Raw genomic sequence first — 18,199 nt, forward strand, 5'->3', positions numbered from 1 at the left:
TGACAGCAACGTTTCAGCCCTTTTCGGCAGGCGCCGAGCTCAGTTCGAACGGGCTGCTGCTGCGTCGCTGGTTGCGGTCTTCCCGTGGCGTGGCGCCAAAGAAGTTGCGATAGGCACTGGAAAAATGCGGCCCCGAGGAGAAGCCACAGGACAAGCCGATCTGGATGATCGACTTACTGGTCTGCATCAGCATCTGCCGCGCCTTGTTGAGCCGCAGCTCCAGGTAGTACTGGCTAGGCACGCGGTTCAGGTACTGTTTGAAGATACGCTCCAGCTGGCGACGCGACACGCACACATGCTGAGCAATCTCGTCGGTGGTCAGCGGTTCTTCGATGTTGGCTTCCATCAACAGCACCGCCTGGGTCAGTTTGGGATGACTCGAACCCAGGCGGTTTTGCAGCGGAATGCGCTGACGCTCGCCACCCTCACGGATGCGCTCCACCACCAGTTCTTCCGACACCGCACCCGCCAGTTCCGCCCCGTGGTCACGGGCCAGCACTGCCAGCAGCAGGTCGGCCACGGCGATGCCGCCACAGGCCGTCAGGCGATCACGGTCCCAGTCGAACAGGTGGCTGGTGGCGATGACCTTGGGGAAGCGTTCGGCAAAATCGTCCTGCCAGCGCCAGTGCACCGCAGCCCGGTAACCGTCGAGCAGGCCCAGCATCGCCAGCGGATAAACCCCTGCAGACAAGCCGGCGATCATGCAGCCACTGCGCGCCAGCTGCTTGAGCGCAGTCGACAGGGACGCCCCTACCGCCGCAGGCGGCTCATCAGCAACCAGGAACAGTTTGTGGCACCCCTCCAGGCGGCCGGCCCACGGCTCGCCGGGCAGGCGCCAACCGCCTTCTTGCGCTGGCTCCGCCTGTAGAAAGGCCAGTTCGTAAACCACATCCGGATGCACCCGCTGCGCCACCTGCAACACTTCCTCGGCCAGCGCCAGGGTCAAGGGCTTGGTGCTGGGCCAGATGAGAAAACCGATTCGCTGGGTGGTCATAGGGTGCGGTCCGAAACCTGAGGTCGTTCGAGTCTGTGCGCCGGGTCATGCTGCGCTCGCAGCGCAGCATGCCCTATTCTGGTGCAAAAATGCAGCTTTTACTTCAGGCTGCCCGAGAGGAACTGCTTCAGGCGCTCCGACCGCGGGTTGGCCAGTACTTCGCGAGGGCAGCCGGTCTCTTCCACCAGGCCTTTGTGCAAGAACACCAGCTGGTTGGACACCTCACGAGCAAAGCCCATTTCGTGAGTCACCACCACCATGGTCCGGCCCTCCTGAGCCAGCGCCTGCATGACCTTGAGCACATCCCCCACCAGCTCCGGGTCGAGCGCCGAAGTCGGCTCATCGAACAGCATGACCTCCGGCTCCATGGCCAAGGCCCGGGCAATTGCCACACGTTGTTGCTCACCGCCCGACATATGCCCGGGGAAAGCGTCCTTGCGGTGGGCCACCCCCACCTTGGCCAGGTAGTGCTCGGCCTTTTCAAGGGCTTCTTTCTTGTTCACACCCAGTACATGGACCGGCGCTTCGATCACGTTCTCCAGCGCCGTCATGTGCGACCACAGGTTGAAGTGCTGGAACACCATCGACAGGCGCGAGCGCATGCGCTGCAGCTGGCGAGGGTCGGCGGCCTTCAGCGCACCGTCCTTGGCGGCGACCAGCTTGAGTTCTTCGTTGTTGAGCAGGATCTTGCCTGCGTGCGGCTGCTCCAGCAGGTTGATGCAGCGCAGGAAGGTCGACTTGCCCGAACCGCTGGAGCCGATAATGCTGATGACGTCGCCGGCCTTGGCCGCCAGGGACACGCCCTTTAGCACTTCATGGCTGCCGTAGCGCTTGTGCAGGTCTTGGACTTCGAGTTTGTACATGCTGTCGATTCTCACAAAGCGGTCAGTGCTTGCGCGGCGCCAGGTAGCCGAGCCAGCGGCGTTCGGCCATCTTGAACAGGCGCACCAGGATGAAGGTCAGGCACAGGTAGAACACGCCCGCCGTGATATAGGCCTCGAAAGGCAGGTAGTACTGGGCATTGACCGTGCGTGCGGCACCGGTGATGTCGATCAGGGTGACGATCGACGCCAGGCTGGTGGTCTGCAGCATCATGATCACTTCGTTGCTGTACTGCGGCAGCGCGCGGCGCAGGGCCGACGGCAGCAGGATGCGCCGGTACATCTTCATGCGTGACATGCCCATGGCCTTGGCCGCCTCGATCTCGCCGTGCGGCGTGGCCTTGAGGCTGCCGGCGATGATTTCGGCGGTATAGGCACTGGTATTGATACCGAACGCCAGGCAGGCGCAGAACGTGGCGCTGGACAACAGCGGCCACAGGAAGCTTTCGCGTACCGCCTCGAACTGCGCCAGGCCGTAGTAGATCAGAAACAGCTGCACCAGCATTGGCGTGCCGCGAATCACGTAGGTGTAGAGCCATGCCACGAGGTTGATCGCAGGCTGTTTGGACACGCGCATCAGGCCCAGCGGAATGGCCGCCAGCAGGCCGAAGAACAGCGAAATCGCCAGCAGCTTGAGGGTGGTCAGCAGGCCGCCGAAGTACATCGGCAATGCCTCCCAGACGACGTTGTAGTCGAAGATCATAGTTCAGCCACCTTGACGCCCACCGAGTAGCGGCGCTCGAGATACTTCAGGGCCAGCAGCGAGACACTGGTCAGCACCAGGTACAGGGCCGCCACCGCCAGGAAGAAGGTGAAAGGCTCGCGGGTGGCATCGGCCGCCTGCTTGGCCTTGAACATCATGTCCTGGAGGCCGACTACCGAGATCAGCGCGGTGGCCTTGGTCAGCACCAGCCAGTTGTTGGTGAAGCCCGGGATCGCCAGGCGAATCATTTGCGGCACCTGGATGCGGAAGAACACCTGGCGGTTGCTCATGCCATACGCCACGCCCGCTTCGGCCTGGCCTTTGGGAATGCCGAGGAAGGCACCGCGGAAGGTTTCCGACAGGTACGCGCCAAAGATGAAGCCCAACGTGCCAATACCCGCAACCAGCGGGTTGAGGTCGATGTAGTCTTCGTAGCCGAGCAGCGGCGCCACCCGGTTGATGATGTCTTGCCCGCCGTAGAAGATCAGCAGGATCAGGACCAAGTCCGGAATACCACGGATCACCGTGGAATACAGATCGCCCAGCCAGGCCAGCCAGCGCACCGGCGACAAGCGCAGCGCCACACCGATCAGGCCGAGCACGATGGCCAGGGCCATCGACGACAGGGCGAGCTGCAGCGTCAGCCACGCCCCGTCGAGGATGACTGCCCCGTAGCCTTTCAACATGATGAGGTCCTCGACCTAGAGAATGAAAAATGGTGCAAACCTCAGAGCTTCTGCTGTTTGCACCATTGCACAGGTGAAACCCGACGTCTTAGTTCGAGTCTGGACCGTAGATATCGAAGTTGAAGTACTTCTTCTCGATTTCTTTGTACTTGCCGTTGGCACGGATGGCGTCGATAGCCGCGTTGATGCGGTCGACGTTGGCCTTGTCGCCCTTGCGTACGGCAATGCCGATGCCGTCACCGAAGTACTTGGCGTCGGTGAAAGCCGGGCCTACGAAGGCGAAGCCCTTGCCGGCGTCGGTCTTGAGGAACCCGTCTTCCAGCAGGGTGGCGTCAGCCACGGTGCCGTCGAGGCGACCGGCCGCCACGTCCAGATAGATTTCGTTCTGGGTGCCGTAAGGCACCACGGTGGCCCCTTTGGCGCCCAGCACTTCCTTGGCGAAGCGGTCATGGATCGAGCCACGCTGCACACCGATCTTCTTGCCTTTGAGCTCATCCAGGCTGTCGCTGACAGCGGTGCCGTCCTTCATGACCAGGCGCGCCGGGGTGAGGTAGTAGCGCTTGGTGAAGTCGACCGACTTCTTACGGTCTTCAGTGATCGACATGGAGGACAGAATGGCGTCGATCTTACGCACCTTAAGCGCAGGGATCAGGCCGTCGAACTCCTGCTCGACCCAGGTGCACTTGGCCTTCATCTCTTCGCACAGGGCGTTGCCGATGTCGTAGTCGAAGCCGGCGATGCTGCCGTCAGGCTGCTTGAAGGCGAAGGGTGGGTAGGCGGCTTCAATGCCGATTTTCAGTGGTTTTTCATCGGCCTGCGACACCAGGGAAAACACAGACAGCGCCAGGGCGCCAAGCAGTGCGAGCTTCTTCATCAGGTAACTCCATCGGTACGGGGCAATACAAGGCAGGTAACAACTGCCCGATATGCGAATGGGTACAACGCGAGCCGCGCAGGGTTCGACCAAGGTCGCAGACCACGAGCGAGTGAGTGGCATTTTAGCGACAGCCCGGTAGTCGATATTTCTTCAAAGCGACAACTACTTACAGAAGCGCCTGAAACCGCTGCGGGCGATGTTGACAGCCAATGCAAAATATGCAGAAGCGCAAGAAATAGAACCTATAGACCTAGCAATTCCTGGGCCTATTATTGGCAAAGCCTTGTACTACGGCAAGTGGAGCGTGCTGTGTTGCACAAATTGGCTACGCAAATGCACCAAAACGGGCCAGATGTGTTTCTTCGCGCCCCGAACCTGTGCGGGACCGGTGACAGAACAGTTACCGATGAATGTCGGGTAACAGTAAAGCAAAAACCCCGCCGGTTGCCCGAGCGGGGTTTAGTCTGGTCGTGGCGCTCCCACCGCGTAAGCGGCGAGGCTATCAGGCCGAAGCCAGGCTCATGGCCTTGTGGGTATCGATCAGGTGCTGCACCACACCCGGGTCGGCCAAGGTGGAGATATCGCCCAAAGCATCATACTCACTGGTGGCAATCTTGCGCAGGATACGGCGCATGATCTTGCCCGAACGCGTCTTCGGCAACCCCGGCGCCCACTGGATCACGTCCGGCGAGGCAATCGGACCGATTTCCTTGCGCACCCAGTTCTTCAGCTCCAGGCGCAGTTGCTCGCTGGCCTCGACACCGGCATTCAGGGTGACATACACATAGATGCCCTGGCCCTTGATGTCGTGCGGCACGCCAACCACTGCCGCCTCGGCAACTTTCGAGTGCGCCACCATGGCGCTTTCGATTTCGGCAGTACCCATACGGTGGCCAGACACATTGAGCACGTCATCCACACGGCCAGTGATCCAGTAGTAGCCATCTTCGTCGCGGCGCGCACCGTCACCGGTGAAGTACATGCCACGGAACGTCTTGAAGTAGGTGTCGACGAAGCGGTCGTGGTCGCCGTACAGCGAACGCGACTGGCCCGGCCAGGAGTCGAGGATCACCAGGTTGCCTTCGGCCGCGCCCTCGATCAGGTTACCCAGGTTGTCCACCAGCGCAGGCACCACGCCAAAGAACGGACGGGTTGCCGAGCCCGGCTTGAGGCCGGTAGCGCCCGGCAGCGGGCTGATCAGGATGCCGCCGGTCTCGGTCTGCCACCAGGTGTCGACGATCGGGCAACGCTCCTTGCCAACGGTCTTGTAGTACCAGTTCCAGGCCTCAGGGTTGATCGGCTCGCCCACCGAGCCAAGCAGGCGCAGGCTGGAACCATCGGCCCCCTCAACAGCGGCCTGCCCTTCGGCCATCATCGCGCGAATGGCAGTTGGGGCGGTGTAGAGGATGTTGACCTTGTGCTTGTCGACGATCTTCGACACGCGGGTAATGTCCGGATAGTTTGGCACGCCCTCGAACAGCAAGGTGGTGGCGCCATTGGCCAGCGGGCCGTAGACGATATAGCTGTGGCCAGTGACCCAGCCGACGTCGGCGGTGCACCAGTAGACCTCGCCCGGGCGGTAGTCGAACACGCGCTCGTGGGTCAGCGCGGCATACACCAGGTAACCACCGGTGGTGTGCAGCACACCCTTGGGCTTGCCCGTAGAGCCGGAGGTATAAAGGATGAACAGCGCTTCTTCAGCACCCATTTCTTTTGGCGCGCAGTGGCTGGAGGCCACTTTCATCAGGTCTTCGTACCAGATGTCGCGGTGCTGGTGCCAGGCAATCTCACCACCGGTGCGCTTGCACACGATGATCTTCTGTACGCTTTTGGTTTCAGGGTTGGTCAGCGCCAGGTCGACGTTGGCCTTGAGCGGGGTACGACGGCCGCCACGTACGCCTTCGTCGGCGGTGATCACCACTTTGGACTCGCAATCGATGATGCGGCCAGCCAAGGCCTCAGGGGAGAAGCCACCGAAGACCACCGAGTGGATCGCACCGATACGGGCACAGGCCAGCATGGCGACCACGGCCTCGGGGATCATCGGCATATAGATGGTGACCACATCACCACGGTGCACGTCCTGGCCACGCAGGGCGTTGGCGAACTTGCAGACCTGCTCGTGCAGCTCACGGTAAGTGATGTTGCGGTGCTCGGAAGGGTCGTCGCCCTCCCAGATGATTGCCAGCTGGTCGCCACGCTCTTCAAGGTGGCGGTCCAGGCAGTTGGAGGAAACGTTCAGAGTGCCGTCGGCGAACCATTTGATATCGACGTGATGGTCATCAAAGGAGGTTTGCTTGACCTTGGTGAACGGTTTGATCCAGTCGATACGCTGGGCCTGCTCGCGCCAGAAGCCGTCCGGGTTGATCACCGATTTCTGGTACATGGCCTTGTAGGTGGCCTCGTCGGTCAGGGTAGTGGCCGCAACCTCGGGACGAACGGGATACAGTGGAGCCGCACTCATCTGTGTTACCTCGGTGTAATAGTTGTTTTTGTATGGAACCGTTTGTAACTGTACCAGAGCGACAAAAGCCATTCGACGTTGGTAGTAATTTGGTACGCCCGTTCCGCCCAAGCGCTCTGGCCCGGGCATTACAGACCCTGCGTCGAAAAAAAAGAGGCGGTTAACAGGGGATTGTTACAGATTCTGTCAAAACACTTTATCAAAAGACCCACTGTTTCAGCCTTGGCCACCGCCATAAAATTCACCTCGCCAGCAACGGCAAGGCGATTAACAACTGGTAACAGCCCCCACGAAGGCAAGCGTTAATCTCCATTTCATCCCGATAGTTAAAACTCGCTGTACTCGCGGCGCCATAAGCGCCGCGTGCCCCCTCACGACCTTAGACAGGTAAATAGAAAATGAAAGCTTTACTGGTATTGGTACTTGGCAGTCTTTGCGGCGCGGCGATGGCCGGCGAAGCCAAAGATGCCGAGCAGATTCCGGTTGAACAATACAGTTACTCGCAACACCTGGACATTGCCCGCGTCATCTCCATGAGCGAAGTGCCCAATGTGTGCGAAGTCGTGCCAGCCCGCATGACCTACGAGGACTCCCAGGGCCAGAAGCACATTCTCGAATACCGCGTGATGGGGAACGGCTGCTCCAACGGCTGATACCTTGTGAATCGGGGCCCTGCGGGCCCCTATCGCGACACAAGGCCGCTCCTGCAGGTATGGCGCAATCCTCAAACCCGCGCCGTACCTGTAGGAGCGGCCTTGCGCCGCGAAAGGACTGCGAAGCAGTCCCAAGTTCTTTGCCTGACAACTAATCCGCAGACTTGTTAAGCGAGTAATCCCTCAACTTGTTGGCAATTGTCGTGTGCGAAACACCCAATCTTTTCCCCAAAGCCCGACTACTCGAAAACTCCCCCATCAAACTTTCCAGTACCGCCTTTTCAAAGCGCCCGACAATCTGCGAAAGATCCCCTTCCAGCGAAAACTCACCCAACGGTTGCCGCACGCCATAATCCGGCAAGCGAATATGCTCGCTTTTGACCACGCCGCCGTCACATAAAGAAACCGCCTGAAACAATACGTTTTCCAACTGCCTTACATTACCCGGCCAATGGTATTGCCCAAGTTTTTCCATTGCTGCTGGCGCCAGGCGGGGCATGGCGCAGCCGATCTGCCGGCTGGCCTGATCGAGAAAGTGCTGTACCAGCCCTTCCAACCCATCCATGCATTCACGCAAAGGCGGAATGTGCAGCGACAATACGTTCAGGCGGTGATACAGGTCCTGGCGAAACTCGCCACGGGCACACAGTTCCGACAAATCCACCTGGGTCGCGCAAATCACCCGCACATCCAGGTACACCTCTTCATCGCTGCCTACCCGGCGGAAGCAGCCGTCTTGCAGAAAGCGCAGCAGCTTCACTTGCAGGCGCGGGCTCATCTCCCCTACTCCGTCAAGAAACAGCGTGCCGCCGGCGGTCAGCTCCAGCAGCCCCAGCTTGCCCTCGGCCCGCGCCCCTTCGAACGCGCCGGGACCGTAACCGAACAGTTCAGTCTCGGCCATCGACTCGGGCAACCCGGCGCAATTGAGCGCCATCAGCGGCGACTGCCCGCGCGGGCTGGCCAAATGGCAGGCGCGCGCCAGCAGCTCCTTGCCAGTGCCGGTCTCGCCTTCAATCAGCAAGGGTGCATCCAGCGGTGCCATGCGCCGCGCCTCACGTACCACGGCGGCCATCACCCGCGAGCTCTGGAAGATGCTGTCGAAGCCGCGCAGCTCTTGCTTGCGCACGTTGTAGATACGCTCGCCGATGCGGTCTGCACGGTGCAGGGTGAGTACCGCACCCGCCAACGCCTCACTGTCATCGTGCTCGGACTGCAGCGGCGCGATATCGGCCAGAAACACATCACCTTTGACCTTGATACGCATGCCATTGATGCGCGACTTGTTGGCCCGCACCAACTCCGGCAGGTCAAAGTCTTCCACATAGCGTGCCAGCGGCATGCCCGGCACCTCATCTACCCGCACCCCCAGCAGCTGCGCCGCCGTGCGGTTGGCGGCGACGATACTGCCGCCCATGTCGATCGACAGCACCGGGAAATCCAGCGCCCCCAGCAGCGCATTCAGCTCCATGTGGCGGCGCTCGCTGGGCATCAGCCCTACGCGCTTGACGCCGAACACGCCGGCAATCGCCTCGAACTTGGGCCGCAATGCCTGGAACTGCAGATTGATCAGGTTCGGGCAATGCAGGTAGATGGCGTTGCCATGGTCACCGCCCACCTCGCCACGCAGCACGTTGATGCCGTACTCCACCAGCAGGTTGAGGATGTCGCGCAGAATGCCAATCCGGTTCTGGCAATGGACTTTGATACGCATGTGGGGCCCGCGAAGCGCCAATGTTTTTCAACACCGCGCAGAAAAGTTGTAAAGAGAAGCTGACAAAAACAGTGTAACCATCAGCCAGATGCCTCGGATTTTCCGACACCTGCCGCATTTTGTAAAATTATCGTTACGAAAATGAGGGCGATAACGCGCGACAGGGCGTGCGATCCATCGTGCAAACCGATCCGGGCGGGGATATTACTGAGTCATGTCCTGCACATAACAAGAAAAGCCCTCACCAGGAGAGCCTCATGAAACAGACGCAATACGTGGCACGCGAGCCCGATGCGCATGGTTTTATCGATTACCCGCAGCAAGAGCACGCGGTATGGAACACCCTGATCACCCGCCAGCTGAAAGTGATCGAGGGCCGCGCGTGCCAGGAATACCTGGACGGCATCGACCAGCTCAAGCTGCCCCATGACCGTATCCCGCAACTGGGCGAGGTCAACAAGGTGCTGGGCGCCACCACCGGCTGGCAAGTTGCCCGGGTACCGGCACTGATCCCCTTCCAGACCTTCTTCGAACTGCTGGCCAGCAAGCGCTTCCCGGTTGCCACCTTCATTCGTACCCCGGAGGAGCTGGACTACCTGCAAGAGCCCGATATCTTCCACGAGATCTTCGGCCACTGCCCGCTGCTGACCAACCCATGGTTCGCCGAATTCACCCATACCTACGGCAAGCTCGGCCTGGCCGCGACCAAGGAACAACGCGTCTACCTTGCGCGCCTGTACTGGATGACTATCGAGTTTGGCCTGATGGAAACCCCGCAAGGCCGCAAGATCTATGGCGGCGGCATTCTCTCGTCGCCGAAAGAGACCGTCTACAGTCTGTCTGACGCGCCTGAGCACCAGGCCTTCGACCCGATCGAAGCCATGCGTACGCCATACCGCATCGACATCCTGCAGCCGGTGTATTTCGTGCTGCCGAACATGAAGCGCCTGTTCGACCTGGCCCACGAAGACATCATGGGCATGGTCCACAAAGCCATGCAGCTGGGCCTGCACGCGCCGAAGTTTCCACCCAAGGTCGCTGCCTGATCAACCTTGCCGATAACAACTCGAACCGGAAAACATCTCATGAATGCCTTGAATCAAGCCCATTGCGAAGCCTGCCGCGCCGACGCACCGAAAGTCTCCGACGACGAGCTGGCCGAACTGATTCGCGAAATCCCGGACTGGAACATCGAAGTGCGTGACGGCCACATGGAGCTTGAGCGCGTGTTCCTGTTCAAGAACTTCAAGCACGCCCTGGCGTTCACCAACGCCGTGGGCGAAATCGCCGAAGCCGAAGGCCACCACCCGGGGCTGCTGACCGAGTGGGGCAAAGTTACCGTGACCTGGTGGAGCCACTCGATCAAAGGCCTGCACCGCAACGACTTCATCATGTGCGCACGCACTGACAAAGTGGCTGAAACGGCTGAAGGCCGTAAGTAATCGCTTAGGAAGTGGGGCCGCTGCGCGCCCCTTCGCGGGCTTGCCCGCCCCCACAAAGACGGCGCGCGCCCCTGGTTTTCGCGGTCCCTGTGGGAGCGGGCAAGCCCGCGAAGGGGCGCGAAGCGGCCCCAATTATTTGCAGGAAAAATGTGCGCTGTTCGCCCGCAAAACCGACAAGCGACCGGTAAAAAATCCAAACTGTCATCCAGACTTGTGTATCCTGCCCCAGCTTTGCGAAGCTTCAACCGCGCCTGGCGCAGACTTTTCACTCACACTTGCGAGGAACGACGAGATGCACGAAGTCCCGAATCTTCCCTTCCCAAGCCTGAACCCAGAAGAGCCATCCGTGACCGTTCACGCCGAACCGGCAGCTGCCGTCGAGCAGGATGGTGACGATCAATCCAGCGCTGACCAGGAATAACTGCGCATCCCCGACTGTGTGAAAACGGCTGACCTGCGGGCTACCCCCGTCATCACGTTTTCACACCGTCCTGAACACACGTAGGTCCCCATGCCCGACTCACCGCGCCCCCTTGCGGTCACCCTGCAAGTCGTCTCCATCGTCCTCTTCACCTTCATCGGCTACCTGAACATCGGCATTCCACTGGCCGTGTTGCCCGGCTATGTGCATAACGACCTGGGTTTCAGCGCCGTAGTCGCCGGCCTGGTGATCAGCGTGCAGTACCTCGCCACCCTGCTCAGCCGCCCTACCGCCAGCCGCATCATCGACAACCATGGCAGCAAGAAAGCAGTCATTTATGGCTTGGTCGGCTGCGGGCTTAGCGGGGTGTTCATGCTGGCGTGCGCCTTCCTTACCCACCTGCCTTGGCTGAGCCTGACCTGCCTGCTGGTTGGCCGCCTGGTGCTGGGCAGCGCCGAAAGCCTGGTGGGCTCGGGCGCTATTGGCTGGGGCATCGGCCGGGTAGGCGCCGAAAACACCGCCAAGGTCATCTCCTGGAACGGCATCGCCAGCTATGGCGCCCTGGCCATCGGCGCTCCGCTGGGCGTACTGATGGTCAAGAGCCTGGGGCTGTGGAGCATGGGCGTCAGCATCATCCTGCTGTGCGCCCTCGGCCTGCTGCTGGCCTGGCCCAAGCGGGCCGCGCCTATTGTCAGCGGTGTACGCCTGCCGTTCCTGCGGGTGCTGGGCAAGGTGTTCCCGCATGGCTCGGGACTGGCCCTGGGCTCAATCGGCTTTGGCACCATCGCCACCTTCATCACCCTGTACTACGCCAGCCGTGGCTGGGCCGATGCGGCGTTGACCCTGAGCCTGTTCGGCGCCAGCTTCATCAGCGCGCGATTGCTGTTCGGCAACCTGATCAACCGGATTGGCGGGTTCCGGGTGGCGATTGCCTGCCTGTCGGTGGAAACACTCGGGCTGCTGATGCTGTGGCTGGCCCCCAGTGCCGAACTGGCATTGGCGGGTGCAGCACTGAGCGGGTTTGGTTTCTCGCTGGTGTTCCCGGCATTGGGCGTGGAGGCGGTGAACCAGGTGTCGGCGGCCAACCGCGGCGCGGCGGTGGGGGCGTATTCGCTGTTCATCGATTTGTCGCTGGGGGTGACCGGGCCACTGGTGGGCGCGGTGGCGGCGGGGTTCGGGTTTGCTTCGATGTTTCTGTTTGCGGCGGCTGCCGCGGCTTGCGGGCTGGTGTTGAGCCTGTATTTGTACAGGCAGGCGCGGCGGCCTAGAGATCGGGGGCAAGAAGCCTGACCCTTGCATTGCCTGCACTGGCCCTATCGCCGGCAAGCCAGCCCCCACAGGATCACCACAAAGTTCAGGCCTGCGGTGATCCTGTGGGAGCTGGCTTGCCGGCGATGGGCTGCAAAGCAGCCCCGAGCCCCTGAAGGTTAACGCTGGGCGTACTGCAACACCACTTCCAGCGGGTGGCGCATCTTGCGCTCGGTCATGCGCTTGACCTGGCTACGGCACGAGTAGCCCGTTGCTAGCGGCTCCCCCTCCTTGTCCAGCTTGGTGGCCCAGCTCTGCTCAAAGATGGTCCGCGATGTTTCCTGGTTACGCGCCTCATGCCCGTAGGTACCGGACATGCCGCAGCAACCCGTCGCCTCGGTAACCAGCTTCAGGCCCAACCGGGCAAACACCTGCTCCCACTGCCTTGTGCTGGCCGGTACGTTGGTCTTTTCGGTGCAATGGGCCATCAGGCGGAAGTTGCCCGGCGCGGTCGGCGCCTGCTCGGGCAGCACATCCATCAGCCACTCCTGCGGCAACAGCACCTTAGGGCAATCTTCCAACCCCGGCACTTTCTGGTATTCCTGGCGATACACCAGGGTCATCGCCGGGTCCAGGCCCACCAGCGGCACGCCACAGTCGGCCAGGGCCTTGAGCTGGGTGGCGTTGCGGATCGCCGCCTTGGCGAATGCGCCAAGGAAACCCTGCACGTGCAGCGGCTTGCCATTGGCGCTGTACGGCGCCAGGAACACCCGATGACCGAGGCGATGGGCCAGGTCGATGAAGGCCGACAGCAGCGGCGTTTCGAAATAGCGGGTAAAGGCGTCCTGCACCAGCACGATGCTGCGCTCGCGCTGGGCCGGGGTCAGTTCACGCAGGGCCGGTACGCTGGCCACACCAACGCGGCAGCGGGTCAGGGTGGCCTGGAAGTTGAAACGGCTGATCAGCGGGCTGTCGACCATGCCGATCTTGTCGGCCAGCAGCCGGGTTACCCACTTCGACCCCATCACCGCGTTGTAAAGCCCTGGCGCGTGGGCCAGGTACGGAATGCTGAACTCCAGCGAGCCGATCAGGTAGTCACGCAGCGGGCGCTGGTAGCGGCCGTGGTACAGCTCAAGGAAGCGTGAACGGAAATCCGGCACGTTGACCTTGATCGGGCACTGCCCGGCGCACGACTTGCACGCCAGGCAACCGGCCATGGCGTCGTACACTTCATGGGAGAAATCTTCCTGCCCCTGGCTGCGTGCGCGGTTGTTGCGCAGCCGCGCTGGCAGGCCCTTGAGCCACGACACCTTGTTGCGCGCCGCGGCCAGCACGTCGATGTTCGCCTCGCCCTGCAGGCGCAGCCACTCGCGCATCAACGAAGCACGGCCCTTGGGCGAATGCTGGCGTTCGCGGGTGGCCTTCCACGACGGGCACATGGCGTCGTTGGGGTCGTAGTTGTAGCAGGCGCCGTTACCGTTGCAGTGCACGGCACTGGGGAAATCCTGCCACACACGCTCATCGATGGTGCGGTCGAGGTCGCCGCGCAGGGTCACGCCATCGACCGGGGTCAGGCCCTCGGTGCTGCCCGGCGGAGTGCAGATCTTGCCCGGGTTGAGCTGGTTGTGCGGGTCGAAGGCACCTTTCAGGCGCTGCAGCGCCGGGTACAGCTCGCCGAAGTACTCCGGCACGTACTCGGAGCGCAGGCCTTTGCCGTGTTCGCCCCACAGCAAGCCACCGTAACTTTTGGTCAGCGCCGCCACTGCATCGGAAATCGGCTTGACCAACGCAGCCTGCGCGGGGTCTTTCATGTCCAGCGCCGGGCGCACGTGCAGTACACCGGCATCGACGTGGCCGAACATGCCGTAGGCCAGGCCGTAGCCATCGAGCAGCGCGCGGAAGTCGGCGATGTAGTCGGCCAGCTGCTCCGGCGGCACCGCGGTGTCTTCGACAAACGGCTGCGGGCGCACCTCGCCCTCGACGTTACCCAGCAGGCCCACCGAGCGCTTGCGCATGACGTAGACACGGGTGACCGCCTCGGCGCCTTCGGCCAAGGTATGCCCCAGCCGCTCGACGCTGGTGTCCGCCTGCAAGTGTTCGACAAAGGCCTGCACCCTGGCGTTGACCTCGGCCGGCTCATCGCCACAGAACTCCACCAGGTTGATACCCAAGGTCGGGCGCTCGGGGTCGGCCGGGAAGTATTCGGCAACGCTGTGCCAGACGATGTCTTTCATCGCCAGCATCAACACCTTGGAGTCGACGGTTTCGATCGACAGCGGCTTGTGCGCCATCAGCGCGTTGGCGTCGCGCAGGGCATCCATGAAACTGGTGTAGCGCACGTTGACCAGCACCGCGTACTTGGGGATCGGCAGCACGTTGAGCTTGGCTTCAACCACATAGCCCAGCGAGCCCTCAGCGCCACACAGCACGCTGTTGAGGTTGAAACGGCCCTGCTCATCGCGCAGATGCGCCAGGTCGTAGCCGGTCAGGCAACGGTTGAGCTTGGGGAAGGTGGCTTCGATCAGCTCAGCCTGGGTTTCCTGAATGTCGCGGGCCATGCGGTAGACCTCGCCGACCCGGCCGGGGGCGGCACAGGCCTGTTCCAGCGCGGCATCGTCAATCGGCAGGCTGTGCAGGCGCTCGCCACCGAGCAGCACGCTGTGCAACTCCAGCACGTGGTCGCGGGTCTTGCCATAGGTGCAACTGCCCTGCCCGCTGGCGTCGGTATTGATCATGCCGCCAACGGTGGCGCGGTTGGAGGTGGACAGCTCGGGGGCGAAGAACAGACCGTGCGGTTTGAGCGCAGCATTGAGCTGGTCCTTCACCGTACCGGCCTGCACCCGTACCCAGCGCTCCTCGACATTGATTTCGAGGATCTTGTTCATGTGCCGCGACAGGTCGACGACGATGCCATCGGTCAGCGACTGGCCGTTGGTGCCGGTGCCACCGCCGCGCGGGGTCAGCTTGACCTGCTGGAAGCGCGCCTCGCTCATCAGCGTGGCAACCCGCGCCACATCATCGGCGTCCAGCGGGAACACCGCCGCCTGGGGCAACCGCTGGTAGATCGAGTTATCGGTGGCCAGTACGGTGCGGGTGCCGTAGTCGGCACTGATCTGGCCACGGAAGCCGCTGTTGCGCAAGGCTTCGAGGAATTCTGGGTAGTCGGCGCTCGGTGCAACGGTCGGCAGCTGGGCGATCATCGAAGGATGGCCTCTTGATATTGGCTAATTCACGGGATTCCTGTCACCGCAGCATAAGTGTTGCCATGCGGGGATGACGTATAGGCCAATGTTCCTGTAGTTTCGCCTCAAGGGCAAACGGATAATCCTGCCGCTATCAATGACTTTCATGAATGAATTACCGCCACCTGACACCTTCCATGTCGCTGCTGCTGGCATTCGAGGCCGCCGCCCGGCATGAAAGCTACACCCGCGCCGCTGCCGAGCTGTCACTGACCCAGAGCGCGGTCAGCCGCCAGGTGCAGGCGCTGGAACAGCAACTGGGCCTGACCCTGTTCCGCCGCGAAGGCCGCCAGGTGCAATTGACCGATGTCGGCCGCCTGTACCAGCGCGAGCTCAGTGAGGCACTGGGGCGCATCCGCAGCGCCACCCTGCAGGCACTGGCCTACCAGTCAGGGGTAGGCACCTTGCGCCTGGCCACGCTGCCTACCTTCGGCTCGAAATGGCTGCTGCCGAGGTTGCATGCGTTCTATAACGCCCACCCAGGCATGCTGGTGCACATTCATTCACGCATCGAAGCCATCAACTTCGACACCAGCGAAATCGATGCGGCCATCGGTGTGGCCAGCCACGATCTGCCGGGGCTCATCTGCCATCGCCTGCATGCCGAGGAACTGGTGGTGATCCTGCCGCCAGAGGCCGCCGCGGACAGCCAGGCCTGGAGCCCGGCAAGGATAAGCGAAGAGGTGCTGCTGAATGTGGCGAACAACCCGCACGCCTGGGGCGAGTGGTTCTCGCACCATGGCCTGCCGCACCGGTCGATGCGCCTGGGGCCGAGCTTTGAGCTGACTTCGCACCTGATTCAGGCAGTGCGCGCCGGGATTGGCATTGGCCTGGTGCCGCGCATTCTGGTAGAGGAGGAGTTGGCCAAGGCAGAGCTGTACAGCCCTGGGGTGGCGTTTGCCAGCCAGCGCAGTTACTACCTGATCTACCCGCCCAGGAATGAGGCCTTGCCGTCGTTACGGGCATTCAGGGGCTGGTTGCTGGAACAGATCTGAAGAGGCCGGCACAGGCAATAAAAAACCCCAAGCCGGTCACCTGGCTTGGGGTTTCTTCTTACTACGTTGGGTTGCTTACTTGGCTGCGGTACCCGCCACCCCACCGGCATTCATCCTGCGGCGCGGCTTGACCATGTAGACAACAAACATCGCAAACAGCCACACAGGGATCGCATACACCGAAACCTGGATGCCCGGGATCATCAGCATGATGCCCAGAATCAGCACCACGAAGGCCAGTACCACATAGTTGCCGTAGGGGTACCACAGCGCCTTGAACAGCGGCTTCTGGCCGGTACGGTCCATGTGCTGACGGAACTTCAGGTGCGAATAGCTGATCATCGCCCAGTTGATCACCAGGGTGGCCACTACCAGCGACATCAGCAGCTCCAGGGCGTTCTGAGGCATCAGGTAGTTGAGCAGCACGGCGACAAAGGTCACCGCGGCTGACACCAGGATCGAACGCACTGGCACGCCACGCTTGTCGACCTTGGCCAGCGACGCCGGAGCATCGCCCTGCTCGGCCATGCCCAGCAGCATGCGGGCGTTGCAGTAGGTGCCGCTGTTGTACACCGACAGCGCTGCGGTCAGCACCACGAAGTTCAGCAAGTGGGCGGCCACATCACTGCCCAGCAGCGAGAACACCTGCACGAACGGGCTGCTGCCATAGCTGCCACCCGAGGCATCGATGCTGGCAACCAGGTTGTCCCACGGGGTCAACGACAGCAGCACCACCAGCGCACCGACATAGAAGATCAGGATGCGGTAGATGACCTGGTTGATCGCCTTGGGGATCACGGTCTTCGGCTTGTCGGCCTCGGCAGCGGTGAAGCCGAGCATTTCCAGGCCACCGAAGGAGAACATGATGAACGCCAGGGCCATTACCAGCCCGCTGACACCGTTCGGGAAGAAACCGCCATGCGACCACAGGTTGGCGATGGTGGCGTCCGGGCCACCGCTGCCACTGGTGAGCAGGTAGGCACCCAGGCCGATCATGCTGACGATGGCCACGACCTTGATGATGGCAAACCAGAATTCGGCTTCACCGAAGAACTTCACGTTCATCAGGTTGATGGCGTTGATCAGCACGAAGAACGCCGCCGCCGTGACCCAGGTCGGGATCTCCGGCCACCAGTAGTGAACATACTTGCCGACCGCCGAAAGCTCCGACATGCCGACCAGGATGTACAGCACCCAGCAGTTCCAGCCCGACAGGAAGCCGGCGAAACCACCCCAGTAGGTGTGGGCAAAATGGCTGAACGAGCCGGCCACCGGCTCTTCAACAATCATTTCGCCAAGCTGGCGCATGATCATGAAAGCGATGAAGCCGCAAATGGCGTAGCCAAGGATCATTGACGGGCCGGCGGATTTCATCACGCCTGCCGAGCCGAGGAACAGGCCGGTACCAATCGCACCACCAAGGGCGATCAACTGGATATGGCGGTTCTTCAGGCCCCGCTTGAGCTCGCCTGAATGCATGTTTTGTCCACTCATGAACGAAGTCACCTGCATTGTTTTTATCTGTGACGGAATCGGACCCACCGCGCTCGTGGCGCAGCGGAATGAGCAAGGTGGTTACCTTGGGTTTCTTGACCTCAGGTGCCGCCGGAGCGGGTCAACCAGGCGTGATCAAGAGTGCGCGGTACGCAAGAGGGTCACAGGTAAAACGCGGCGCACTGTATACCCCTGCAAACGCGCAGGCGTCAACGCGTTGCGTCCTTCCATCCGGAAAAAACGCAGCGATCCTGTGGTGTGGGCCTTGAAAGGCGGAGTGATCGGCGTACATGGCGCCTCCATTTGTTGTTTTGTCAGCCCGGCGCTGTGGACGGGCTGTTGCACACGGCAATGGTGGCTATAACACCGTGGGGACGGGGGTTTGGGC

Annotated in this window: 15 protein-coding genes; 6 read left to right on the forward strand and 9 right to left on the reverse strand. The window is 61.7% G+C overall.

Going from position 1 to position 18,199, the window contains the following annotated elements; genetic code table 11:
* Window positions 1-13: 13 nt before the first annotated feature.
* The 6 genes from argR to acs all read right to left on the reverse strand — a co-directional run bounded on the left by argR (window position 14) and on the right by acs (window position 6,605).
* Entirely contained in the window at window positions 14-994 is a 981-nt protein-coding gene (gene argR / locus AC07XM_RS13515; RefSeq protein ID WP_016488494.1) for a transcriptional regulator ArgR, read from the reverse strand.
* Between the two features lie 98 nt (window positions 995-1,092).
* On the reverse strand, window positions 1,093-1,857 hold the full coding sequence (locus AC07XM_RS13520; protein WP_016488495.1) for an ABC transporter ATP-binding protein: 765 nt from the start codon (window positions 1,855-1,857) through the stop codon (window positions 1,093-1,095).
* A 22-nt stretch (window positions 1,858-1,879) separates the two neighbouring features.
* Window positions 1,880-2,578 carry an ABC transporter permease gene (locus AC07XM_RS13525; RefSeq protein WP_016488496.1) on the reverse strand — a complete coding sequence of 233 codons (699 nt, stop codon included), beginning with the start codon at window positions 2,576-2,578 and terminating at the stop codon, window positions 1,880-1,882.
* Entirely contained in the window at window positions 2,575-3,264 is a 690-nt protein-coding gene (locus AC07XM_RS13530) for an ABC transporter permease (RefSeq protein ID WP_016488497.1), read from the reverse strand. The genes AC07XM_RS13525 and AC07XM_RS13530 overlap by 4 nt, the downstream gene beginning before the upstream one ends.
* 88 nt (window positions 3,265-3,352) lie before the next feature.
* Window positions 3,353-4,138: an ABC transporter substrate-binding protein gene (locus AC07XM_RS13535; RefSeq protein ID WP_016488498.1), complete on the reverse strand. Its 786-nt coding sequence runs from the start codon at window positions 4,136-4,138 to the stop codon at window positions 3,353-3,355.
* Between the two features lie 505 nt (window positions 4,139-4,643).
* Window positions 4,644-6,605: an acetate--CoA ligase gene (gene acs / locus AC07XM_RS13540; protein ID WP_016488499.1), complete on the reverse strand. Its 1,962-nt coding sequence runs from the start codon at window positions 6,603-6,605 to the stop codon at window positions 4,644-4,646.
* Window positions 6,606-7,003: 398 nt separating this feature from the next.
* On the opposite strand from acs, the gene AC07XM_RS13545 reads away from it, so the two are divergent.
* Window positions 7,004-7,258 carry a DUF2790 domain-containing protein gene (locus tag AC07XM_RS13545; protein WP_003254526.1) on the forward strand — a complete coding sequence of 85 codons (255 nt, stop codon included), beginning with the start codon at window positions 7,004-7,006 and terminating at the stop codon, window positions 7,256-7,258.
* 151 nt (window positions 7,259-7,409) lie between these two features.
* Here AC07XM_RS13545 and AC07XM_RS13550 read toward each other — a convergent pair whose 3' ends face one another.
* Window positions 7,410-8,969: a sigma-54-dependent transcriptional regulator gene (locus AC07XM_RS13550; protein ID WP_070086776.1), complete on the reverse strand. Its 1,560-nt coding sequence runs from the start codon at window positions 8,967-8,969 to the stop codon at window positions 7,410-7,412.
* Between the two features lie 257 nt (window positions 8,970-9,226).
* Here AC07XM_RS13550 and phhA point away from each other — a divergent pair, with 257 nt between their 5' ends.
* The 4 genes from phhA (at window position 9,227) to AC07XM_RS13570 (ending at window position 12,122) form a co-directional block, all read left to right on the forward strand.
* Window positions 9,227-10,015 (forward strand): phenylalanine 4-monooxygenase, encoded by a 789-nt coding sequence (gene phhA / locus AC07XM_RS13555; protein WP_016488501.1) that lies wholly within the window; start codon window positions 9,227-9,229, stop codon window positions 10,013-10,015.
* Between the two features lie 39 nt (window positions 10,016-10,054).
* Entirely contained in the window at window positions 10,055-10,411 is a 357-nt protein-coding gene (locus AC07XM_RS13560; RefSeq protein WP_016488502.1) for a 4a-hydroxytetrahydrobiopterin dehydratase, read from the forward strand.
* Window positions 10,412-10,703: 292 nt separating this feature from the next.
* Window positions 10,704-10,832 carry a hypothetical protein gene (locus tag AC07XM_RS13565; protein ID WP_256596933.1) on the forward strand — a complete coding sequence of 43 codons (129 nt, stop codon included), beginning with the start codon at window positions 10,704-10,706 and terminating at the stop codon, window positions 10,830-10,832.
* Between the two features lie 90 nt (window positions 10,833-10,922).
* Window positions 10,923-12,122, forward strand: coding sequence for an MFS transporter (locus tag AC07XM_RS13570; protein ID WP_102689258.1), 1,200 nt, complete (start codon window positions 10,923-10,925; stop codon window positions 12,120-12,122).
* Between the two features lie 137 nt (window positions 12,123-12,259).
* Here the strand turns inward: AC07XM_RS13570 and ydiJ are convergent, their stop codons facing one another.
* Entirely contained in the window at window positions 12,260-15,280 is a 3,021-nt protein-coding gene (ydiJ, locus tag AC07XM_RS13575) for a D-2-hydroxyglutarate dehydrogenase YdiJ (protein WP_016488507.1), read from the reverse strand.
* A gap of 152 nt (window positions 15,281-15,432) precedes the next feature.
* Here ydiJ and AC07XM_RS13580 point away from each other — a divergent pair, with 152 nt between their 5' ends.
* Window positions 15,433-16,317, forward strand: a complete 885-nt coding sequence (locus tag AC07XM_RS13580) for a LysR substrate-binding domain-containing protein (RefSeq protein WP_016488508.1) — start codon at window positions 15,433-15,435, stop codon at window positions 16,315-16,317.
* A gap of 75 nt (window positions 16,318-16,392) precedes the next feature.
* On the opposite strand, the gene AC07XM_RS13585 is transcribed toward AC07XM_RS13580, so the two are convergent.
* Window positions 16,393-17,811 (reverse strand): amino acid permease, encoded by a 1,419-nt coding sequence (locus AC07XM_RS13585; protein ID WP_161775555.1) that lies wholly within the window; start codon window positions 17,809-17,811, stop codon window positions 16,393-16,395.
* Window positions 17,812-18,199: the final 388 nt, after the last annotated feature.

It is taken from the genome of Pseudomonas sp. GW460-LB5, from assembly GCF_059423245.1.